Source organism: Sediminibacterium sp., from assembly GCF_051861365.1.
Classification (GTDB): Bacteria; Bacteroidota; Bacteroidia; order Chitinophagales; family Chitinophagaceae; genus Sediminibacterium.
On sequence record NZ_JBHYCW010000001.1, the window covers coordinates 19,813 to 43,600 of the forward strand.

A 23,788-nucleotide genomic window follows, 5' to 3' on the forward strand; every position below is an offset into this window, starting at 1 on the left:
ATGGGGCTTTTAGAGCCACTGTCAGTAAGCAAATTACCGCAATTCTTGTTACACAATTGCTAAAAAGTCAACTATTTTATCAGTAGTGTAATCACTACAAGTAAAATTCTGGCATACATACAACAAAACACCGCCGTTTTCGGGCATTTTTCCTGCTAATAACGGGAAAACCTCGGTTTTAGTTTCCGCACATTGGAGTATTTTATATGGGCTATATTTCTCGAGCGCTTGGGGCAGGTACTGACGAGCTCCTTGACCCATCAAAGCCACTTCTTTCCAGCCTGTTACTTCCCCCTGTATTACCAATGCCCAGATGCCGAAAGAAGTGGGGTATTTAACAATAGCTTGTGACAAACTTCCTGTCATTTGCTCCATTCTTTGTAACCAGTTCTTTTGGTCGAATACCCTTCCCAGGTATTGCAAATTGATGGCCATAATGGCATTGCCGCTGGGTGTGGCCCCGTCATACACTTCCTTTTTACGAACAATCACATCTGTTTGGCTTTCTTTGGTATAGAAATAATAACCCGTTTCTTCTTCTCCGAACTCCCGGTTCACCTGCTCCAATAATGTTTTGGCTTTTAAAAGATAGCTACCCTCTCCAGTTATCTCCTGCAAAAAAATATACGCCTGTATCAAGTAAGCAAGATCATCCAGAAAAGCCGGGATCATTGCTTTACCGGCTTTGTAAGTATGCTTCCAGGTTTGGGTTAGGGGGTCATAAAATTTGTCTTCCAAAAAAGACATATTCCGAATCGCTATCTCTTTATAGGCTTCATCACCCAATGCCGCATAAGCTTGTGAAAAAGCGATATTCATTAATGCATTCCAACCTAATAACTGTTTGTCATCCAATGACGGACGAATTCTTTCCCCTCTTTTTTTCAGTAATGTTGCTTTGATCTGCTCCAATTTTGAAAGCCATTCTGCTTCTTCCATGCCGTATTGTTGTGCAAATGCAGATAACTCTTGACGTACATGCAGGATATTGGTATGCTCCCAATTGCCTTCCTCTGTAACCCCATAATATTCACAACATAAAGCAGCATCTGCTGCAGATAATTCTGCTTTGATCTCATTTTTCTGCCAGGTATAAAATTTACCTTCTACTCCTTCGCTATCTGCATCCAGTGCACTGTAAAAACCTTCTTCCGGATGCATCAGCTCTCGTTGTACAAAGCATAGTGTCTCTCGAATGACTCGGGCATATTTGGGAGAATGGGTTAACTGATACGCTTCACAGATGGTACTTACGATCAATGCATTATCGTACAACATTTTTTCAAAGTGTGGTGCCAGCCATTCGGTATCAGTACTGTAACGGGCAAAGCCACCACCTAACTGATCATAAATACCGCCATCGATCATTTTGTCAATGCTTAACAATGCCTGTGTCAATGACGCCTGATGATGATTGAAATAATGATGTCGCAATAGATAACGGATCGTAGCTGTTTGTGGAAATTTAGGTGCTGCACCAAAACCACCCCATACTGTATCAGCCTGCTTTAGCATATTGTTACAGATGTCTTCAAGCATTTCTTGATGAAATGATCCATCCGTTACTATAGATCCTATCCCAAACTGATTGGATTTTAAAAGATGTGCAGTAAGTTTTTCTGACTGCTGATCGATCTCTTCTCTTTTTTCTGTAAAGGCTTTGTGTAATCCACTCAATACTTCTTTCCATGAGGGTCTGTTGTGCGCACGAACCGGCGGAAAATAAGTGCCCCCATAAAAAGGTTTGGCATCAGGTGTCAGAAAAACATTCAATGGCCATCCTCCACTACCCGTCATGGCCTGAACCGCGTCCATGTAAATATGATCGATATCGGGTCTTTCTTCTCTGTCGATTTTAATATTGATGAAATGTTCGTTCATCAATGCTGCAGTTACTTCATCTTCAAAACTTTCCCTTTCCATCACATGACACCAATGGCAGGCTGCGTAGCCAATACTTACCAGAATAGGTTTTTGTTCACTGCGCGCCAATGCCAAAGCCTCTTCTCCCCAAGGGTACCAGTTTACCGGATTGTGCGCATGCTGTAAAAGATAGGGACTCGTTTCGTGAATCAATCGATTGGTATGGGTATGACTGCTTGGCATGGGTGGATATAAATATTGAATAATGAATGTAGTATAACCCTTAACGTGTTATACGATTAAAAATAAGTCACTCTAATTGTTGGAGTTCTATATTGCTCCAGGGCCGAATGGCCCCGTCCTTGTTCCCGGGCTGCATTGGCCTCTGATGAAATCTGCTACGCATGATTTCATCTGTCTTCGCTACGCTCGACACCGACCCCAATGAGGCCCGTCCACAAGGACTGATTAAAAGTTATTACTGCAGCTAGCTCATGCTTTGTAATTTTTGTATCTATTTATTTTCTAAGTAATTAAATATAAGACACCTCAATCCTGAATTTTAAAGACTGCATGCTACAAAAAACCCCTTGACCATGCAAGGGGTTTGAAAAAATATTAGATGAAATATTATTTTTTGGATACGGTTGATGCCAGAAATTGATCCAATGCTGATACCATACTAGGTTTTTGTGGCGATGGCACTTTGATTTCCAATTTCAATCCCGCATCTTCTACTGCTTTAGAGGTATTGTTTCCAAAAGCCCCGATGACGGTTCCGTTTTGTTTAAAACCGGGTAAGTTATCAAACAAACTCTTAACACCACTAGGTGTAAAGAAGCAGATCACATCATATTCTTTTCCTTCAATCACTTCTTTGATATCATTACTAATCGTTCTGTACATGAATGCCAACTGAAACTCACAGTTATTGGATTTCAGCCAGGTAACGATTTCATTGTCTTGCTGGTTCTCGCTGCACACGTAAAGGAACTTCTCATTTTCTTTATGCTTATTGATCACATCGAACATGCTTTTATTGGTACCATCAGCACCATAAAAAACTTTTCGCTTGCGATATAAAATGAATTTTTGCAGGTAGAGCGCCACAGCTTCTGTGATACAGAAGTACTTAGTGTCCTGACCGATGGTTACTTTCATTTCTTCACAAGTACGAAAAAAGTGATCGATGGCATTCCTGCTGGTGAATATCACGGCAGAATATTGCATGATATCGATCTTCTGTTTCCGGAATTCTTTAGCAGGTATTCCCTCCAGCTTAATAAAGGGATGGAATACCAACTCTACTTTGTACTTGCGCTCCAGATCAAAATAGGGCGATTTATCGCTTTCCGGTCTAGGCTGTGAGATCAGGATTCTTCTTGCGGTTTTGGTCGCTCCTGATTGTTTGGATCCGTTCTTTACCATGCTTGCTTTCTGAGATTTTGCAAAATTAAAACCTTCCGCCGATATAATCAGCCATCAGTTTATATAAAACCAATAGCGGCAATATCTCCACCGCGCAAAGGTATAGGAAAAAATGTAAAGCATTCACTTTCAATGTGTTCCTAATATTAGCAAAGGACATAACATAGCGATATAATAATAATAAACCGGTTAACCCAATGGATACCGTAAAAGCCACTTCACGCAGTGTAGACGCCGAAAATGCCATCAGGAAGAGAAAAGGAACCAAACTGATCCCTAATACCTTGTTGACTAAAAAAACGGTGAAAGTATAATTCATCGCTGCTTCTCGGGAATTGAATACCCATCCGGCGAACTGCAAAAAGAGAAATTTTCCGAAATACACGATAGATAATAACCCTGCACCAAAGAAAATCACATGCCAAAAAGGATAATCGAGCCATTCTCTGTGTCGAATAATGAGTGCTCCATAAATACTAGTACTGACAATGAATAAAAGATTTACAAAGACAGACCCCAGGTTATCTTGTAATAGCTGATCACGTGTTTGTTTTTGTCTTAGGGAGGTTTGGAAAAATAACACAAATAAGTTCTTGAAGTAACGTGGAAAAACAGACCGTATAAAAGCGAGTAATAATAATACTCCCATTAACAAATAAAACAGATCATCCAGTGTTCGCGTTTCCCTAAAATCGGAAATCATGAACATCGGTTTTGCAGACAAGGGCAAATAAGGATGAGCCAGGTATTTAGCATAGGTACTGGTATCATTCTTTTGCACAGCCATTATCGCAACAGATGATTGCAGGCTATCAACAGTTGTTGAATCCATTAAAAGAGCAGCAGAATCTGTTTGCGAGAATAAAGAATCTTTTTGTACCTGAGTAGTTTGTATTTGTCTACCGGAATCTAAACGAACCCTTTGTTGAAGTGAGTTACTACGCACCGGTGTATCACTCTGCGCAACCACTAATACCTGTAACAATAAGGTGAGCATCAGTAAAGAAAGTTGCTTCATCAGGTTCATCGATGCAAAAATAAGGGAAGTTGTGGATTAGGTGATGGGTACTAGGTACAAGGTGCTAGGTGCTAGGTGCTAGGTGCTGGTAAAAAACTTAGGGATAAGTCATTAGTACATTAAACGTAATTCCCGATTAACTAGTACCCAGTACCTTGTACCTAGCACCTATCTTTGCCCCATGCCCGGCATCTACATTCATGTTCCTTTTTGCAAGAAAGCTTGTCACTATTGTAATTTTCATTTTTCGACACAGTTACAACTGAAGTCTGATTTGGTAGCGGCTATTTGTAAGGAGGCGGTACTGAGAAAAACATTTTTACAAGAAACTGTTGATACCATTTACTTTGGTGGGGGTACTCCTTCTTTATTATCAGGCTCTGAATTAGAGATACTGCTCAATACCCTGAACGAACACTATACGATTGCTCCTAATGCCGAAATAACACTGGAAGCTAATCCGGATGATATTGATCCAAAGACATTGAATCAATGGCATCAAGCAGGTATCAACAGATTGAGTATCGGTATTCAATCTTTTTTTGAAGAAGACTTACAATGGATGAATCGCGCGCACAATGCTCAACAGGCAAACCATTGTATTGAACTGGCACAAACTGCAGGATTTTATAATTTGACCATCGATTTGATTTATGGCACTCCCGGTCTCACCAACGAACGCTGGAAACAAAATATTGAAACAGCATTAACATTAGGCATTCCTCATCTATCCTGTTACGCATTAACTGTAGAACCCAACACGGCGCTGGATGTTATGGTACGAAAAGGCACGAAAGAAGAAGTGGATGCTGATCATCAGGCTATTCATTTTAATATTCTCACAGAAACTTTACAGAACGCAGGTTTTGAGCATTATGAGATATCCAATTTTGCCAAACCGGGATTTAGAAGTAAACATAACAGTAGTTATTGGCAAGGTAACCCGTATCTGGGCTTAGGACCTTCTGCACATTCTTTTGATGGTCATGTAACCAGACAATGGAATATTTCCAATAACCCGTTATATATCAGCAGTCTGCAGCAAGGAATCATTCCTTTTGAATCTGAAATGCTAACCATGGTTCAAAGAATCAATGAGTACCTGATGACCAGCTTAAGAACCATAGAAGGTATTTCATTGAATTTCTTAGAGAAAAATTGGGGGGAGGAAAGAAAGCAGGAAGTTTTGAAAGCGGCACAAATTCATGTGGTACAGCAAAATATTCAATTACAAGAACAGCATATTATTTTAACAGCTCAAGGGAAATTTTTGGCAGATGGCATTGCTGCAGATCTTTTTGTGGAATAATCTTCAAATCTCACGGCACTGAAGTACCGTGCAATTTAAATAAGCATAACTATTATGACTGAGCTAAAAAAAATGTTCAGCTGGGAAAATCAGCTTGAAGCCTGTAGCTTGTGGCTTGCAGCTCATGACTTGCAGCTATTATTCATGACGCAACAGTTTCCTTAAAAGATGGATACCGATGACTGCACCAAGCAATATCAGTAGTACCATTGGGCTTAATAAGGTAAATGAAACTGGCATGGAATAAAGTTACCACTTTTATCAGACCAAAAAACCTTCTATTTTCTTAAATCCATCAGCGGCAGAATGATGCTCCCATAATATCTCATAAATGGCTGATGCTATGGGCATGATGGCTTTGACACTCTGGTTTGTACGGTAAATGCATTTGGCAGCATTGTAACCTTCTGCCACCATATTCAATTCTAACTGAGCTGCTTTTACAGAATATCCTTTACCGATCATATTTCCGAAAGTACGGTTACGACTATACAGAGAATAACAGGTTACCAGTAGGTCACCTAAATAAACAGATGCTGCATAATTATGTCCCTTCTCCGTTTCAACCCCTTCTTTTTCGTTCAACTTGCGTAAGAATGCAACCATTTCATTAGCACTATTAGCGATATAGACACTAAGAAAATTATCGCCATATTCCAATCCATGTGCAATACCTGCACCCAATGCATAAATATTTTTAAGTACAGCCGCATATTGAACACCTACCACATCATTATTGACAACGGTATTGATATATTCTGTTCCAAAATCAGTAGCGATCTGTTGTGTAGTTGTACTATCTTTTCCCGAGAAAGTGAGATAAGATAATTTTTCTGATGCCACTTCTTCAGCGTGACAAGGTCCTAATAAAGCAAAATAATTTTCTACCGGAAACTGAAAATGAGTAAACAGGTATTCGTGTAATAACCTGTTATCAGTAGGTAAGATACCTTTAATGGCAGAAATGATTTTTTTTCCTTGCAGATCTTCCGGTTGTAATTGTTCAAACACTTGTTCTGCAAAAGCAGAAGGCACTGCAATGACCAACGCATCTACGGCTTGCACTACATCCTTCAGATGATTACTGAGTACCAATTGAGAGGGATTGAAATACGCGGCACTGAGATAATGTGGATTGTGTTTTCGCTTCTCGATGTACTGAATGGTTTCTGCATTCCTTACCCACCAGTAAATATTGTTTCCATTATCTGTAAGGATTTTAGCCAACGCTGTTGCCCAACTCCCACTACCAATGATTCCATATCGCATGCATCAAAGAATTGTTTCGGTACGAAGATAGGAATTGTGGTTGGATGCGGATAGGTAATGGCAAATGGTTCATTGCAAACAAATGACGCTATTCCCTCCGGACTGAAGTCCGGAGCTATTTAAAGCCATTTCTATTCTTAATTGCTTGTAACCTACTACTTGTACCTTTCTTATTTCTTGTTTCTTATTTCTTGTTTCTCACTCTCTACTCTTTTTTCTTTTCTTCAAAAAGCTTATCCTTTGGTACAATTTTTACCAGATTGCCATCTTTTAAGATCTTGCTCACGGTATTATACGGCCCCGTTACTACTTGATCTCCATCATTGAGTCCGTCTATAATTTCAATATAGTTCAAGTCTTGGATAGCGGTTTTCACCTTTACCTTTTTTACTTTATTATCTTTCTGAACAATGAAGACCACTTCTTCTACTGCCTCATCATCAATCCCCGTTTTATCCTCTGAAGATAGTTGTTTGGAAGCACCATCTTTTTCATCACTGTTTTTCTCACGCGTGGTTACTGCATTGAGTGGAACTGCCAATACATTTTCTTTGGTGTTGGTTTGAATATCTGCGCTGGCGCTCATACCCGGACGAAAAGGGAAAGCCCTGCCCGGAATCATCATATCCTTATAACTATCCGGAATCAATCTGATATGTACTTTGTAATTCGTGACTTCAGTACTGGTTGCTGTGGTTGTTGCTTGTGTATTCGGATTGGCAATTTTATATACCAGCCCTTTGAATTTACGATTGGTATATGCATCTACTTCCACCAATGCTGTATCTCCTAGTTTTACTTTGGGTATATCATTTTCACCAACATCAACACGTATTTCAATGCTTCGCATATCTGCTACACGCATCATTTCTGTTCCTGCCATTTGCGCGGTTCCTACTACTCTTTCTCCCTTCTTTACTGCCAACAAACTAATCACACCATCCATCGGTGCTACCAGTGTGGTTCTGGATAGATCTTTATGAGCTCTTGCCAACTGTGCTTCAGCTCCCATGATAGATGCTTCTGTTCCTTTTAATCCTTCAATTGCCGCTTTATAATTGGCTTCTGCGGTGCGGTATGCTTGTTCAGCCTGATCGTATTCTTGACGTGAAGTTACTTTCTCGGTATACAATTTTCGCTGACGTTCAAAAGCTGCTTTGGCATTATCTAATATTGCCTTTAATCCCGGAATATTGGCATTGGAATTGGATAATTGTGCTTTTGCTTGCTCAACGCCGGCAGCAAACTGATCGCGCTGAGTAGAATAAATATCTGCATAGATACGAGCCAACACCTGTCCTTTGCGAACACTGTCGCCTTCATTTACATTCAATTCAATGATCTCTCCACTTACATCCGGACTCACTTTCACCTCAATCTCAGGGTATACTTTACCACTGGCATTTACTGTTTCGATGATGGTTCTGAGTGCTGCTTTTTCTGCAGACACATTCAATCCTTCATCTTTCCCAATAACACCTGTTTTTTTCAGTCCAATAAATGCACCCACAACAACTACTAACCCTACAATCGTCCACAATAGTTTCTTGTTCATAATAATTTTCTTTTAAATCCGCGATACTGATGCTTGGGTTACAGTTTTAGACCTTGACCTTTATAAAACTCCAATACTTTCATTCTAAATACATATTCATATTGATTACTCAACTGCTGCACTTTGGCACGCAATAGATTATTTTGATTGGTGATTAATTCCAATGAACCCAATAATCCTACCTCATAACGCTTTAAAGCAAAATCGTATGCCTTTTGTGCATTTTCTACCGCTTTCTTACCTGCATTGAATTTTTGTAATGACGCAGTGGCGTTATTATATGCTGTATAAATATCTTGTTTCAGTTTAAGATCAGCTTGGGTTTTCTGTAACTCTACATTTCTCAGATCCAACTTAGAACGTTGATAAGCATTTCTGCTCTGACCACTGTTAAAAATGGGAACAGATAAGTTGATACCCACGTTTTGTCCAAAGTTGTTACTGATTTGATTCGCCCATCCATTCCATAAACCTCCAAAACTTCTACTTTGCTGATTAAAACGATAGAGTGGCTCTTGAACATAATAATCAACATTGCTCACTGTTACTTTAGGTTCAGCACCGGTGATGGGACGGTATCCTAAGAATGTAAACCCCGTTGTACTTTTAAAAGAATTGGAAAAGTTGCTGGCCAGATTCCCACCGAAACTCAGTGTAGGATACATTTGTCCCTTTGCCGCTAGTACTGATTTCTGTGCTGCTTTGATTCTGAAATCATTGGCTTTTTGTAATGGCTGAGTGGTCATGGCCAATTGATATACCAACTCCGGTTGTAAATCGCCAAAGCTTTCAAGCGGAATACTTTCTACCGGAGGAGTATCGATTTCAAAAGCAATAGCCGGATCAAGGTTGAGTAATCCTTTCAGATTTAAAATATTCAGTTCATAATTGGTAACAGCTGTCACATAATTACTGCTATCATTCGCTAACTGTGCTTCTATTTCAGCCTGATTTAATTCCGGTAAAACACCTGCTTCCACTCTTTTCTTAGTAATATCCAACTGAGATTGTGATTGTGCGATCTGTACTTGAGTAATCTTTACTTGTTCTCTCGATGCCAATACTTGCAAATAGAAATTCGCCACATTAAGTGATACATCATTCGCAGCCCTCTCCACTTCAGCTAAGGCAGCTTTAGCATTAAAATCAGCTGCTTGTAAAGTATAACGCAGACTTCCATTATTATACAATTGAATACTGGCGTTCATGCCGAAATTCTGATACAGGAATTGACTGGTAGAGAACTGGTTGGTAGTTGGATCGATAGATCTACCAAAACGAACACCGGTTCCCGAGTTCATATTCAAGGAGGGGTACTGACTTAGTTTTGCCTGACGCGCTTGTAACGCACTGATACGCGCTTGAATATCTGCCTGTTTCACAGAAATATTATTCTGTGTAGCATAATCCACACATTTACGCAGATCCCATTTTTCATTGGTTGTCTGTGCCTGGACTTGTAAAAAAATAACACACCCAAGAAGGGTCAAAAGCTTCTTCATATATAACAAAAATAACGGTTTCCCTAGCAGATCGATAAATTTCTGATGGGCGGAGCTGAAAGACATTTATCCGTTAATAAAATGTTATGAAAGGACCTTTATTACATCAAACGCCTGTTGTAGATCGGCAATGATGTACTCCGGCTCCTCCAATCCCACATACAAACGGCAACTCCTATGTATGTCTAGCTCCGCATTAAAATCTGCCCGCTGCAGTCCCGCACATTTTGGAATGATCAGGGATTCATGTCCTCCCCAACTCACTGCCATGAGTATGTGTTTCAGACTGTTACAGAATTTCTCGATGGTTTCACAGGACTGGGTTTTGATAGTGAATGTCAATAATCCACATCCTCCACTCATCTGGCGTTGTGCCAGCTCGTATTGAGGGAAAGAAGGATGCAATGGAAAGATAACCTCTTCAACACGCGGATGAGATAAAAGGAACTCTATTACTATTTGGGTGGTGCGAGTAATCCGCTCCAATCTTGCAGGTAATGTGCGTAGCCCTCTAATCAATAGCCATGCATTAAAAGGTTGGATACCGGACCCTATATTATTGTATTCACTATTGAAGATACGTTCAATTTGTTGTTTGCTGCCACTTAAAACACCCGCAATTACATCACTATGCCCACTAATATATTTTGTAGCAGATTGTAATACCAGATCTATCCCCATTTCATAAGGTTTTTGATACAGGGGCGTACAAAAACTATTATCACAAATGGTTATCATATTTTTTGACCTGGCCAGTTGGGCTACCGCAGACAAATCCTGCAAGTCAAACATCCAGCTATTGGGTGATTCCAAATAGATAACAGTGGTATTGGACTGAATGGCATTTTCGAAATTGGTGATGGAACGTCCGTCGATATAGGTAACCGTTACACCAAAACGAGGAAGAATTTCATCGAACATTTTCCTAGCCCAGGTATATGGATCTTTCACACTAACGATATGATCACCTGCTTTCACATTTGCCAATACCGATGCAAAAATGGCAGCAGCGCCACTGTTGAAAACCAAACAATCTTCTGCACCATCCAATGCCGCTAGTTTTTTTCTTAAAATCTCTACCGTTGGATTTAATCCACGACTATATAACCATCCACCATATTCATTTTCAAATGCTTTTCGAAGGTCATCTACCGTTTTGAAAGCAAAATTGCTGGTTTGTACTATTGGGGGTGATACTGCACGAAAATATTCATCCCGATCTTCTCCCAATTCATTCAATATGTATGAAATATCCATGAGCTTATACTTGTTGTTCAGGCGTGTTGGTTCTGAATTTTGAAGTGAGGAAATAAATGAGCATGAAGCCGGCAAGTACCACCAGTCCTACCAATGCCGTATCCGGTGTTTGCATGGCGATACTGATACCTACAAATAAATAAGCACTCATAAAAATCAATGGCATTAAAGGATATAACTTCATCTTAAAAATGCCTGTGCCATCCAAATGTTTGGTTCTCTTACGAAGAATAAAAATGGTAGCACTGGAGGCAACCATACCAAAACAATCTAAGAAAATAGTGAAGTTGAGTATCTTATCAAAAGTTTGTGCAAAGAATAAAATTACAATACACATCGCTGCGAATACAGTCAAGGAAATCGTAAAAACCTGATTATTGGGATTCTGTTTTGAAAAGAATGCCGGCAAAGTTCTTTCCTGACTCATTGCGTACATCACCCTCGGATTACTCATCAACAATGCATTGACATAAGCCAATACTCCAAAGAATAAAAAGAAAGAAAAAATATCCGCCCCTCGGGTACCAAATGTTTTTTCCATGACCACATAGGCAATTTCTCTTTCTCCTTTCATTTGATCAAACCCCACAATGGTATAATAACTAAGATTCACCAAGAGATACAAACCGATAATAATAGCAATACCAATAAAGATGCCTCTCGGAATATTTTTTGCAGGTTGATTCACTTCATTTCCAAAATTGATGGTCTGTTGGTAACCTCCATAGGTAAAAGAAACAGCAATCAAACTAATACCCAAACTCTGTATCCAACTCATCGATGAACCAGTAGCTTCCGGAAGTACTGTAGTTGCAGCGACAGTAGCTGTGTGATCCTGCGGAAAGAAAAGCGCAAGAATCAATACCACAATCATTCCAATTTTGATCAGCATCAAAATATTTTGCGCTCGTGAACTCATACGTAGTCCCATTAGATTGATACCATAGAAAACAATAATAGCTACACAACTGATCAATGCTTTGTCAATATCTGTCCAATTATACCCCGGAAATAATTTTGTAATATATCCACTACCAATCAATGCTACCGCACTCAAACTTGCCGCATTACTGATGAGAATGATACAATTAATAGCAAAGGCAATACTGGGATGATATGCATAAGAAAACACTTTATAATATCCGCCCGTCACCGGATATCGACTCCCGATCTCAGCATAAGTCAGTGCTCCGCAAAGAGCTACAAATCCGCCTAGTATCCAAGCCGTAAAATACACTGAGGGTTCGATAGCATCTTTGGCACTGGTAGCCGCCGTTCTAAAAATTCCCATCCCAATCACCAGACCCACAACGATCATGGTAAAGCTGAACAAATTAAGTTTTTGATTTCCCTGCATAATGAATTGATATGGTGTTAAATGTAAGGAAAAGATGGGTTATAGTCTATGGTCGATAGTCCATAGTCCATGGCAGATGGGTCATGTAGAGTAGCTGATAGTTCATAGCAAATAGTAGAAAATATTTTGGAACGGGTAATAATCTTTGCAATCTCTTTACCATGAGCTATCATCTATTGTAATGAACTATTAGCCATATGCTATGGACTATCGACTATCGACCCCCTCAACTTTTCCCCCTCCCGTGTAAAACTTAATTTTCAGAAAACAAAGGAGCCCCTACTTTTGCTACCGTATTTGGTTCTCGCTATATGCGGGATTAAAAGGGAAGTCCGGTGTGAATCCGGCGCTATCCCCGTAGCTGTAAGTTCTTGGGTGGTTTGCTTATAGCTAATAGATCATAGCTAATAGACTATTTGCTATGATCCATTAGCCATTACCCTCTCACCGCTGTCGTTTCTACTAACCACTGTTCCTAATTAATGGGATGGGAAGGTTCAATGACAGAGAACAAGCCAGAAGACCTGCCAGACACAAACGTTCATTCACGGCTTTCGGGTGAAAAGCATGGAATGTAAATGCTGTCTGCAGCGGCTATTTATGTTTCTCCGTTTTTTAAAATTTCCTGAAAGCTCATTGTTCAACCTTATAACAAACAACAATGAGCAAAACAATTACGCTCCTTGCATGCCTGCTGTCTGGCACCCAGGTATTTGCACAAAAAGACACGGTTATCCTTGATGAAGTAGTGGTAACTGCCAACAAAATTGAACAGAAACAAAGTAGTACCGGTAAAGTGATCTCTGTGATCACCAAAGCCCAAATTGAAAAAAGCGGTGGTAAGAGCATTTCCCAATTACTCAATGAACAAGCCGGGATCACCATTAATGGTGCTTTCAATAATATCGGTAGCGTTCAAACCGTGTATATGCGCGGGGCTTCTCCTGGTCGTACATTGATCATGATGGATGGAATTCCATTGAATGACCCCTCTACCATCACTACAGATTTTGACCTGAATTTGTTTTCCATTAATGATGTTGAAAGAATTGAAGTGTGCAGAGGTGCTCAATCTACACTATATGGCAGCGATGCCATTGCGGGGGTAGTGAATATCATTACCGTAAAAAAAGATGCCCAAAAAGCATTCAATGTAAAAGCAACTTTGAGTCAGGGTAATCTTGGTACATCCCGCAATAATATTCAGTTGTATGGTAAGAAAAATAAATTCACTTACACTGCCCGTTATGCACGTTTATTTACCAATGGATTTTCATCTGCCTATGACAGTACAGGTATTCGTAATTACGATAAAGACAAATACGATGGTTCTGTTGCCAACGCCCAATTGATGTACCAGGCCAACGATCATCTCATGTTCAAAACATTTCTGATGCACAGTCAATACAAAGCAGGTATTGATGCAGGGGTATTCAATGATGACCGTGACTATAATATCAATAACACATCACTGATCACCGGTACCGGATTTCAATACAAGAAAGGCGCTTTCGCATTGACCGGAAACTATCAATACAGCGAACTCGGACGCAATTACAGAAACGATAGTGCGCATAAAACCAGTACTATTTTTGAAGACAACAGTTATAACGCTATTTCTCAGTTTGCTGAATTGTACAGTTTAGTGAAACTGGGTGCAGGTTTCACATTGCTCACAGGTATTGATTATCGCTATGGGTCGTACAACCAAGACTATTTCGCGATCAGCTCATTTGGTCCATTCAGAAGCAGGTTTCGTGATACCTCTATGTCACAAACCGCCTTGTATGGTTCATTGATCTATAGTAGCGCCGATAAGAAACTGAATATCGAATTTGGCGGACGTTATAACGATCATTCTCGTTATGGCAACAATGCTACTTATACTTTCAATCCTTCTTATAGTATCAATGATGCCGTTCGTGTATTTGGTAGTATTTCAAGTGGATTCAAAACACCTTCATTATACCAGTTGAGTTTGAATGCCAACTTGAAAGCAGAAAAATCTGTGAACTATGAAGCAGGCATCAGCTATCAAAGCAAACAACTGAGTACTCGACTTATCTATTTTAATAGAAAGATCAATAACGGTATTGACTACAACTATATCACGTTCAACTATTTCAATTATGTAAAACAGATTGTGAATGGTTTGGAATGGGAAATAAATGCGAAACTGGGCAAAAAAGCAGGTATTACTGCCAACTATACATTATTGCTGAGTGAAGAACTAACCCAAAACCGTTTGTCCACCAAAGACACAGTTACTTACGATTATCTCTTACGCAGACCCAAGCACCATTTCAATATCAGTGCCAATGTGGACTTGTGCAAGGGATTGAATGTAGCGGTTACCGGCAAATATGTAAGTCAACGTTTTGATATTGGCGGATTCAGAAGAGCAGATGTTTCATTACCATCTTATTTTATTCTTGGTGCTTCAGCTGATTACGTACTGAATAACAGCGTTCGCTTCTTTACTGATGCACAGAATATTACCGGCAAAAAATTCTTTGATGCACGCGGATTTAATGCCATCCCATTTTTGTTTAATGCCGGGGTGACGTTTAATTGGTAATAAGTCAAAAATCAAAATGCAAAAGTCAAAAAAGGCATAGTAACTAAGTAGCTAATTTGCACTACTATTTACCATGGACTATTAACCATTAGCTATTGTCACTTTTGACTTTTGCATTTTTAATTTTTCTTCCATGACACATAAACATGAGATAAAACATTGTCCGCGTTGCACTAAAACATTTGAGTGCAAAGTGGGCAATATTCCTGCCTGTCAGTGCAGTGGTCCTAAACTCAGTTATGAGGAACGTGTTTATATTGAGAGTAAATACACAGATTGTCTCTGTAAAAACTGTCTGGAAGCCTTGCAGTTTGAGTATAAGTTGGTGAGGAATCATGTGTTTAGATTTTGATGGTGATTAATGAGTAGTGAATATTCAGTAGTGAGTTAGGAGCAATCCATAGTTCTTCAAAAAATTACTCACTGCTCACTACTGACTACTCACTATTCCCTACCTTAGTCTAAACTTCCACCACCATGACCTTCCAACTCGACCATCTGCTGACCATTACTTTTACTTTGTTTGCAGTGATTGATATTGTGGGATCGATTCCATTGTTGATCTCTTTGAAGGAAAAGATGGGTGGAATACGTTCTACACAAGCCACTTTAATATCTGGCGCATTAATGATTCTTTTTCTGTTTGCAGGAGAAGCTTTTTTAAAGATTTTAGGATTAGACATTCGTTCTTTTGCAGTAGGTGGTTCTGTTGTGATTTTTTTATTGGGATTGGAAATGGTGTTAGGACATGAGATTTTTAAAGGAGATAAAGATGCCAAATCAGGATCGGTAGTGCCCATTGCTTTCCCCATTATTGCAGGTAGCGGTACACTTACAACCGTCATGTCTTTAAAAGCCAACTATGAGGAATTGTATATTCTCAGTGGTATTCTGATCAATTTGGTGGTGGTTTATATTGTGTTAAAGTCTTTGAAAGTTATAGAACGCGCATTCGGACAAGCCGGTTTATTGGCAGTTCGTAAATTTTTTGGTGTAATTCTGCTGGCCATTGCGGTGAAAATCTTTAGTAGCAATATTGCTGCTTTCGGAAAGTAATCCGAACTTCAAACTATCCGATACATCCGCAAACATATCGAACTCATTTTCTGGATCAGTGCATTGATCTTATTATTCTTTTTACCTGATACGGAAGGTCAGCAATCATTATGCCCCTCACAGCTATTAGGACTGGGTAAATGTCCGGGGTGCGGTATTGGACATGCCATTCATGATGCCTTGCATTTTCGTTTTCAGGCTTCCTTTTATCATCATCTATTCGGAATTGTGGGAGTAATCATTATATTTATAAGGATAAAGCAACTTATACAACCTTTACGCAAACAACATGAAACCCAACCTCTACAATCTGATCCCCGCTCTTGAAGGCGAAGAGCTGGTGTATTTACAAAACCTTACTTCAGATTTATCACCTGAAAGATTGCAAAACTTCATCGCCGTTTATAATGGTAAAAGAAGAAAAACCGATCAGATACTACTTGGCTGTATACTTGGCTTTGTACTGGTAGCAGGGGTACAAAGATTCATGGTCAGACAAAATGGAATGGGTTTGTTATACCTTTTCACTGCCGGACTCTGTTTCATTGGAACGATTGTAGATACTATTAATCACAAACAGCTTACGTTTGAATACAATAGCCAAATGGCAAGAGAAAGTTTGGCAATGGTGCATGCGATGTATTAGCTATGAGCCATCAATAATTTTTGCATGAAAAAGATGATAATTTGTTGGGTATTACTTGTATTCGTTGCTATTAACGGTAAATCCCAAACCAATTCCAAAGAACTCCGCCATGTAGTGCTATTCGGCTGGACATCAAAAGCAGATTCCGCTGCTATTGATAAAGTGGTTCGTGCATTTAAAGAATTATCCAATCAAATAAAAACCATTAAAAAATTCGAATGGGGAGAGAATAATAGTCCAGAGAAATTGAATAACGGTCTTACCCATTGTTTCCTGCTCACTTTTTCCAGTGAAAAAGATAGGGATGATTATTTGGTACATCCTGCCCATACAGCTTTCACCAAACTGCTACCGGGGTTACTTGAAAAAGTAACAGTACTGGATTATTGGGTAAAGTGATTTTTGATTGAATCGCATATGGAACGCGGATAGTCATGATTTTCATGATAATCCGCGTTCTATTTTAACCCTACTAAAGAATTAACATATCCTCGCAATAGCGGTTTTTAAAAACTGCTTACTTTTAAATGTAACATTAAAGTATCTGCCATGGAACTTAAGTTTCATCAAAAAATTTCATCTCATTCTTTAGCCATCATACTTGTTTCGATCGGGTTCCTTTTTACACTTATAAAAGACTTTAGCCAAACAGTTTTCACTGATTCAGCTTACTATTTTTCGGAATCTTTTTTATTCAGCAGTTTTTGGTGGTGGTTTATTCCATTTTGTATACTTCAAAATAAAATACTGAAAAAAGAGTCTTTATCTTTCAAGCATCAGATTTTGCTCTATTTTTTCTTTGTTGGGACTCACCTATTTACATGTGCTGTATGGATTGATTTGATCTCTAGTATTTTTTATGAACAAAGATTCCTCTTTTGGAAAGGCATGGGATTTAGTTTTGCAGAAAATGGGTATTCACTTTTATTGTTATATGGTCTCCCTTTCTTTTTCAAGTCCTCAAAATTCCAAGAAGCTATCATTCAGCCATCATCACCTCTTGATAAAGTTCACTCATATAGTCCTAACCTTCTTGTACATGAGGGTCATCAAACAATACTGGTAACCAAACAAGAGATACTGCATATTCAGTCAAGTCCACCTTACGTGTTGATACATACCCCATCCAGAAAATACTTGCATAAAACTACGCTCGGAAAGATACAGGAGGAATTACAGTCTGATCAGTTTATACGTATCCATAAATCTACGATTGTAAATATCCAACAGATCGCTTCTTTTCGCTCGCGGCAGAATGGCGATTATGATATTGTGTTAAAGGACCAAACATTATTACGTCTAAGTAGAAATTATGCGTCTGATTTTAAACGGGTGATGGGTTCGATCACTCAGGATACGACAATATAAACTCATCTTATAACATCACATTTGTTGGGCGAGTACATTGACAGGAATTTTGTAGCAAAAATTCATGATGTCCAACTATCTTTCTTCTCTCACAATCATCTGCTTATTAGCATTCACATCCTGTGAAGCACAACCTACCCATCAAAAAAAAGACACGGTTCCGGTAGGCGGTAGTTGCGAAACCTGCGAACTGATGTTTGAAGGAATACCTGATAAGGTTGAATCTTCAGATACCAGTGCAGGGTGGTATGAGAATGCCCAACAATTAATGATCACAGGACGGGTATTTCAGTCGGATGGGAAAACGCCTGCCCCCAATATCCTCATCTATTATTGGCATACGGATGCCAAAGGTTTGTATAGCAATAAAATCGGAAGCCATGGGAAAGCAGCACAACACGGTTATTTACGCGGCTGGGTAAAGTCTGACAGTAATGGGAATTACATGATTCATACATTGAGACCTGTACCTTATCCGAAAGAAGATATCCCGGCTCATATTCATCTTTTGATCAAAGAATCAACAATTGCTAACCCTTATTATGTTGATGATCTTGTTTTTGATGAAGACCCTTTATTGATCAAACATTTGAAGAAATATCCTGCAGAAGAAAGAGGTGGCAATGGTATACTTCGTGTACTGCTGAATGGAAAAGTACAGATAGCAGAACATGATATTATACTAGGACTTAATATTCCCAATCATCCTGCCACAAAAGACTTACCCAAGGAATCAGGACTATCTATTGGACAAGATCAACCTTCCTTTATACCTTATCATGCTTATGGACCCGATAAGGGCAGCAGGGCTTGTCCGGTTTGTAAATACGGACGTTATCACGGCATCATTTTTTATACCGGCAATAGACCCGATTGGCCCTCTATTAAACAGTGGCTACAATTTCTGGAAGTTAGTGCGGAGCAGTATAAGGATTCACTGAAAGCCTATTTTGTATATGGCGATGAAAGAAATTATAATGCTGCAGACAGACAGCAATTGCTAGAGTCTCTTGGGAAAGAATTGAAATTACAAAGAACAGCGCTTACTTATGTCCCATCCATGAATGATCAAGAAACAGAAATGTATTTAAACAAAATAGATCCTAATGTAGAGAATACGATCATCATTTATAAACACAGAAGAATCGTAGGAAAATTTGTAAACCTGTCACCAACCGAAGATCATTTCAACACAATTAAAACGGTGATCGAAACATCAAAAGGGAAGTATTTTAGATTGAAGGGATTACCTCATGAACAATAATTAATAGTCATAAAAGAAAGAGAATGTAAACTTTTTGAAACTTGTTTCTTCCTTCTTGTTTCTTACCCTTGTGGCCTCGCCATCCGCCGCGGCGGAGAACCTGGGTCTGGAGCTTCGGAAACTCTCAAATACAATTAAATTATTAATCCTTGTTACTTACCGTTGTGGCCTCGCCATCCGCCGCGGCGGAGAACCTGTGTCTGGAGCTTCGGAAACTCTCAAATACAATTAAATTATTAATCCTTGTTACTTACCGTTGTGGCCTCGCCAGGAATCGAACCTGGATCTGGAGCTTCGGAAACTCTTATACTATCCATTGTACTACGAGGCCATTATAATAAATTACTTCAAATAACTAAAAGAACTTTGACTAACCTGCAGCTTAAGCTTTGCCCCAACACTACTGTTCGGATTATACTATCTCCGCCCTGGCGGATACTACAAGGCCATTTTACATTGTGATATCGCAAAAATAACAGAAACTATATTAACTACCTGAACAACTGTTGCATCGCTGCTTTTAGGAATATACCAGTGGGTACACTATTCATGATATGCAGGTCATCCCATACACTGGTTTCATTATCTAAAAAACGAAGTACACGCTGAGGCGGATTCTTTTGAAAGATCGCTGCAAATATCTGATCGCCGTTGAGTTTTTTATGGTGTAATACACTCAATAATACACTATCGTACAAGCGAAATTTTTTCGCATTAATACTATTATCAGCTTTAGGAACACGATTGTTTTTTAAAGCATCCACCACACTTGCTGTTCTTTTTTGTATGAACTGAAATGCATATCCACTGCTTCCTTTGGCTTGTCCGCCTGCAATTCCAATATAAATGACTTTACCTTCAACTGAAGGGAAAACATGATTGGTCATAGGGATGATTCCAAATTCTTCTTGTTCAATGGTAAATGTATTGATCCCCAGATAGTCAGAAAGATATTGTATCAGCTCCTCCGAATACTTCTCCTGTGGTAATAATGTCTCTGTAAATAAAGTATACTCTACCAGTGCTTTATTAGTTGATACCGGTAATACATACATAAATGTTGTTCCTTCTTTCTGCGACACCCTGAAATCCATAAAAGTAGCTTTGGAAGGGTCAAAGACCGGCGTAGGTGTTTCAATGACCCAACCTTTAAAATGCTGCAGCAACATATATTGTCTGGCTGTGATTTTTGGTTCCCGGAAAAGAATGCTATTGAAAATATAGTCAGCGGTTATCTTTCCTGAAGGCAATGTCAATACGGCTTTATTATTTTCATTCCCAACTCCCAGCACTTCCTCATAATGAAAATGAACATTACTTTTATTGGCTGCCTTTTGTAACACATACTGATAAAAATCAATGCCCCTTATCATTTTATACCGATACGGATCGATAGCTAATGTGGCTGAATAATCATTTGAAAAGAAATCTAACTGTTTCCATTGATGATATACGATTGATTCGAAAAGCCCTTTTTCTTTTTCCCAAAAACACCAGGTTCTGTCGTTTTGCTGTTTTGGCGCTTTATCTACAACCAATATTTGTTTGTCATCAAAAAAAGGGTCTTGCATCATGCGCATAAGCAGGCTCATACCTGCAAGACCTAAACCGGAGATGATATAGTGATAGTGAGTTGTCAGTAGTGAATGGTCAATTGTGAATGGTGAAATTATTGCTTTTGCATCATTTCATCTTTTCGAACTTTATCCCAGTATTTTTTAGCAACGATGAGCATACCGAAACTTTCACCTTCATGTTTGTCTAGATGTTTGTGATGCATTTTATGTGCCCAACGTATGGCTTTAATGTATTTATTGTTACTTCTTGTAAACAATTTAATACGTTGGTGGATGATGATTTCGTGTACCAAAAAATAAGCAAACCCATACATGGCAATACCCGCACCAATACTCACCACCCAATACACTTGATTCATACTTCCTAACATGATACATAACCAACTGGGTATTGCAAAAATGATAAAGAAAGCATCGTTCTTCTCAAAAAATCCGGGACCTTTCTGGTGGTGATCTTCATGCAAATACCATAAAAATCCATGCATTACATACCGATGGGTAAGCCAGGTAATGCCTTCCATGATGCAAAAAGTTACCAGTGTAATCAATACGTATAACATATTACAAATGCCATCTGAGTGTTAAGAAAAACAGAAGCTGTATAATAAACAAATGTACCGCAAAATGGTTGGTCTTATCGAACCGCAAATACCGGAAAAGTAACAGTAGCGCTGCACTGATGAGAAACCAACAGAGATAATTAAAAAAGGGTATCAGCCCTCCTTCCCATTGCCAGAATCCTAATTTCACGGCTACCGGCTCCATTACCCAGTCAAAAAAAACGGTTAACAAAGCTCCATCAAGAACTAGTGAAATAGTGACCATACGCTTGGATAAGCGTCCGCCAGACTCTTCATATTTCAAACTCATCCAGTCAATGGCTTTCTGCATGATCACACCAGAACAATAAACAATCACAAACCAATTTACACCTATCAACCAAGGCACTCCGTTGAAATGTGGACCGAGTACTTGTCCGTAATGATAACAGCCGAATAACTTACCCGTATTTACCCCTATCATTTCAGAACCCATGCCTGTAAGAAATGCAGCCAATAAAAAAAGTAAAAAAGCCTTGTTGGGTTTGGGTTGATTCCAGACCAACAGTGCCGCCATCAAAATCAGGTTCAAGGGAGTGTTGGCAATGAACCAATCTTTATGATCGGTATACAACATACCGATCAGTCCACTCACATGAAACAGAATGGCCAAAAAAGCTGATATGGTTAGTTTATACTTGCTCAATGTCTTTTCCTTTTTCGTGCATCTTCTTGTACAATCGTACTCATGATCTTAGCACTCTTCAAACACAAAGGTATACCACCACCCGGATGAACGCTTCCACCCACAAAATACAGTCCTTCGATTTGTCTTGAAAAATTCGGATGACGCAAGAAAGCCGCCATTCTGGAATTCGAACTTGTTCCATACAATGAACCCTGATAAGAACCCGTTTTTGTTTCAATCAAGACAGGATCTAGTACATCTTCTGTTTCAATCAATGATTCAATATCGGTTTGTAACATCCGATTCAATTTATCAATCACTGCTTTTCGATATACGGTCTTCAATTGTGTCCAGTCTTGTCCAACATTAGCCGGAACATTCACCATGACGAACCAATTCTCTTTTCCCTCCGGTGCTTGTATGCCTGGTTCACACTTAGCAGTTATATTGATATACACTGTGGGATCTTGATATGCTTTCTTCAATCGGAATAAATGATCAAATTCTTCTCGATAATGATTACTGAAGAAAATATTGTGTAATCCCAATTGAGAAAACGATTTATGAATACCCCAATAAAAGATCAGTGCACTACTGCTTCTTTCCTGCTTTAAAATTTTCTTCGCTTTTTCCGGATCATTCAATAATCGTAAATACGTGAAGTATACATCCACATTACTCACAACAATATCAGACAATATATTTTCACCTGCCACTACTACGCCAATCGCTTTGCTATTGTGCCGAATAATTCTTTCAATCGGTTGCTTGAAATGAAAGATCACTCCTTTTTTGGTAGCCAATCGGTATAATGCTTTTGTGATGCTGATCATCCCTCCTTCCGGATAAAACGTTCCTTCATTATGTTCCAAATGTGGGATCAAACTCAACATTCCGGGTGCTTTATATGGGTTACTACCATTATAAGTAGCATACCGATTGAATAGCTGTACTACTTTTTCACTCTGAAAATTTTGTTGATTCACCTGGTGCATACTTTTCATCAAGTGTGATATTCGAACGGTTTTAATGGCTTTTCCAATATTCGCCTTGACCAAAGTCTTTCTTTTATGAAGCGAATGATTCAGAAAAACATTCGCAACCCCATCATATAGTTTAGCAGAACTATTCAGATAGTGTTTTACATGATGTGCAGGCTCTCCTGTTTTTTGTTGCAATTCAGCAGCGAAATCATCTGTATCGGCTGCTGCACGAATCATGGTGCCATCTTCATAGAAGTAATGACATGAATGATCCATTTTCCTATAATGAAAATAATCTCCGATGGGTTCTCCTGCTAGTTCAAACAACTCTTCAATATTGTCAGGTTGCGTAAATAAACTTGGCCCCGTATCAAAATGATATCCCTTTGTTTCAAAGTATCCCAACTTACCCCCGGGTTGATCAGATTGTTCATATACATGTACTGTATATCCCTGAACTGCCAATCTGATAGCTGCAGCCATTCCTGCAACACCTGCGCCAATTACAATTGCATGAGGAGATGTATCCAT

The 23,788-nt window shown here is 39.1% G+C and carries 21 protein-coding genes, 1 tRNA gene and 1 riboswitch; of the genes, 9 read left to right on the forward strand and 13 right to left on the reverse strand.

The window, feature by feature from the left end; all coding sequences use genetic code 11:
- Positions 1–48: 48 nt before the first annotated feature.
- The 3 genes from ACTIEV_RS00080 to ACTIEV_RS00090 form a co-directional block, all read right to left on the reverse strand.
- Entirely contained in the window at positions 49–2,106 is a 2,058-nt protein-coding gene (locus ACTIEV_RS00080; protein ID WP_322195885.1) for a thioredoxin domain-containing protein, read from the reverse strand.
- 387 nt (positions 2,107–2,493) lie between these two features.
- Positions 2,494–3,291, reverse strand: coding sequence for a uroporphyrinogen-III synthase (locus ACTIEV_RS00085; RefSeq protein WP_322195884.1), 798 nt, complete (start codon positions 3,289–3,291; stop codon positions 2,494–2,496).
- A 25-nt stretch (positions 3,292–3,316) separates the two neighbouring features.
- Positions 3,317–4,318, reverse strand: a complete 1,002-nt coding sequence (locus ACTIEV_RS00090; RefSeq protein WP_322195883.1) for a DUF4271 domain-containing protein — start codon at positions 4,316–4,318, stop codon at positions 3,317–3,319.
- A gap of 172 nt (positions 4,319–4,490) precedes the next feature.
- Between ACTIEV_RS00090 and hemW the strand changes: the two genes are divergently transcribed.
- Positions 4,491–5,618, forward strand: a complete 1,128-nt coding sequence (hemW, locus tag ACTIEV_RS00095) for a radical SAM family heme chaperone HemW (protein ID WP_322196488.1) — start codon at positions 4,491–4,493, stop codon at positions 5,616–5,618.
- Positions 5,619–5,879: 261 nt separating this feature from the next.
- Here hemW and ACTIEV_RS00100 read toward each other — a convergent pair whose 3' ends face one another.
- From ACTIEV_RS00100 to ACTIEV_RS00120, 5 genes are all read right to left on the reverse strand, one after another.
- Positions 5,880–6,887, reverse strand: coding sequence for an NAD(P)H-dependent glycerol-3-phosphate dehydrogenase (locus ACTIEV_RS00100; RefSeq protein WP_322196489.1), 1,008 nt, complete (start codon positions 6,885–6,887; stop codon positions 5,880–5,882).
- Positions 6,888–7,092: 205 nt separating this feature from the next.
- A complete protein-coding gene (locus ACTIEV_RS00105; RefSeq protein WP_322196490.1) occupies positions 7,093–8,442 on the reverse strand; it encodes an efflux RND transporter periplasmic adaptor subunit in 1,350 nt (449 codons plus the stop codon).
- Between the two features lie 38 nt (positions 8,443–8,480).
- Positions 8,481–9,944: a TolC family protein gene (locus ACTIEV_RS00110; protein ID WP_322196491.1), complete on the reverse strand. Its 1,464-nt coding sequence runs from the start codon at positions 9,942–9,944 to the stop codon at positions 8,481–8,483.
- Positions 9,945–10,028: 84 nt separating this feature from the next.
- On the reverse strand, positions 10,029–11,201 hold the full coding sequence (locus tag ACTIEV_RS00115) for a trans-sulfuration enzyme family protein (RefSeq protein ID WP_322196492.1): 1,173 nt from the start codon (positions 11,199–11,201) through the stop codon (positions 10,029–10,031).
- Positions 11,202–11,205: 4 nt separating this feature from the next.
- Positions 11,206–12,558, reverse strand: a complete 1,353-nt coding sequence (locus ACTIEV_RS00120) for an APC family permease (RefSeq protein ID WP_322196493.1) — start codon at positions 12,556–12,558, stop codon at positions 11,206–11,208.
- A 281-nt stretch (positions 12,559–12,839) separates the two neighbouring features.
- A riboswitch (cobalamin riboswitch) is annotated at positions 12,840–13,104 on the forward strand.
- A gap of 115 nt (positions 13,105–13,219) precedes the next feature.
- Here ACTIEV_RS00120 and ACTIEV_RS00125 point away from each other — a divergent pair.
- The 8 genes from ACTIEV_RS00125 (at position 13,220) to ACTIEV_RS00160 (ending at position 19,470) form a co-directional block, all read left to right on the forward strand.
- A complete protein-coding gene (locus ACTIEV_RS00125; RefSeq protein ID WP_322196494.1) occupies positions 13,220–15,136 on the forward strand; it encodes a TonB-dependent receptor plug domain-containing protein in 1,917 nt (638 codons plus the stop codon).
- 133 nt (positions 15,137–15,269) lie between these two features.
- On the forward strand, positions 15,270–15,488 hold the full coding sequence (locus ACTIEV_RS00130) for a cysteine-rich CWC family protein (protein ID WP_322196495.1): 219 nt from the start codon (positions 15,270–15,272) through the stop codon (positions 15,486–15,488).
- Between the two features lie 125 nt (positions 15,489–15,613).
- Positions 15,614–16,192, forward strand: a complete 579-nt coding sequence (locus tag ACTIEV_RS00135) for a MarC family protein (RefSeq protein WP_439515868.1) — start codon at positions 15,614–15,616, stop codon at positions 16,190–16,192.
- A 63-nt stretch (positions 16,193–16,255) separates the two neighbouring features.
- Positions 16,256–16,519: a DUF2752 domain-containing protein gene (locus tag ACTIEV_RS00140; RefSeq protein ID WP_416194686.1), complete on the forward strand. Its 264-nt coding sequence runs from the start codon at positions 16,256–16,258 to the stop codon at positions 16,517–16,519.
- Entirely contained in the window at positions 16,482–16,838 is a 357-nt protein-coding gene (locus ACTIEV_RS00145) for a TM2 domain-containing protein (RefSeq protein ID WP_322196499.1), read from the forward strand. Before ACTIEV_RS00140 ends, ACTIEV_RS00145 begins: the two co-directional genes overlap by 38 nt.
- A 24-nt stretch (positions 16,839–16,862) precedes the next feature.
- Positions 16,863–17,237, forward strand: coding sequence for a Dabb family protein (locus ACTIEV_RS00150; protein WP_322196500.1), 375 nt, complete (start codon positions 16,863–16,865; stop codon positions 17,235–17,237).
- A 489-nt stretch (positions 17,238–17,726) separates the two neighbouring features.
- Complete coding sequence (locus ACTIEV_RS00155; protein ID WP_322196501.1) at positions 17,727–18,206, forward strand: LytTR family DNA-binding domain-containing protein; 480 nt, start codon at positions 17,727–17,729, stop codon at positions 18,204–18,206.
- A 67-nt stretch (positions 18,207–18,273) separates the two neighbouring features.
- Entirely contained in the window at positions 18,274–19,470 is a 1,197-nt protein-coding gene (locus ACTIEV_RS00160) for a dioxygenase family protein (protein WP_322196502.1), read from the forward strand.
- Between the two features lie 259 nt (positions 19,471–19,729).
- Here ACTIEV_RS00160 and ACTIEV_RS00165 read toward each other — a convergent pair.
- From ACTIEV_RS00165 to crtD, 5 genes are all read right to left on the reverse strand, one after another.
- Positions 19,730–19,801 (reverse strand) — tRNA-Arg (locus ACTIEV_RS00165).
- Positions 19,802–19,961: 160 nt separating this feature from the next.
- Positions 19,962–21,143, reverse strand: a complete 1,182-nt coding sequence (locus ACTIEV_RS00170; protein ID WP_322196669.1) for a lycopene cyclase family protein — start codon at positions 21,141–21,143, stop codon at positions 19,962–19,964.
- A complete protein-coding gene (locus ACTIEV_RS00175; protein WP_322196503.1) occupies positions 21,140–21,607 on the reverse strand; it encodes a sterol desaturase family protein in 468 nt (155 codons plus the stop codon). Before ACTIEV_RS00175 ends, ACTIEV_RS00170 begins: the two co-directional genes overlap by 4 nt.
- Before the next feature lies 1 nt (position 21,608).
- Complete coding sequence (locus ACTIEV_RS00180; protein ID WP_322196504.1) at positions 21,609–22,259, reverse strand: carotenoid biosynthesis protein; 651 nt, start codon at positions 22,257–22,259, stop codon at positions 21,609–21,611.
- A gap of 29 nt (positions 22,260–22,288) precedes the next feature.
- Positions 22,289–23,788, reverse strand: coding sequence for a 1-hydroxycarotenoid 3,4-desaturase CrtD (crtD, locus tag ACTIEV_RS00185; RefSeq protein WP_322196505.1), 1,500 nt, complete (start codon positions 23,786–23,788; stop codon positions 22,289–22,291).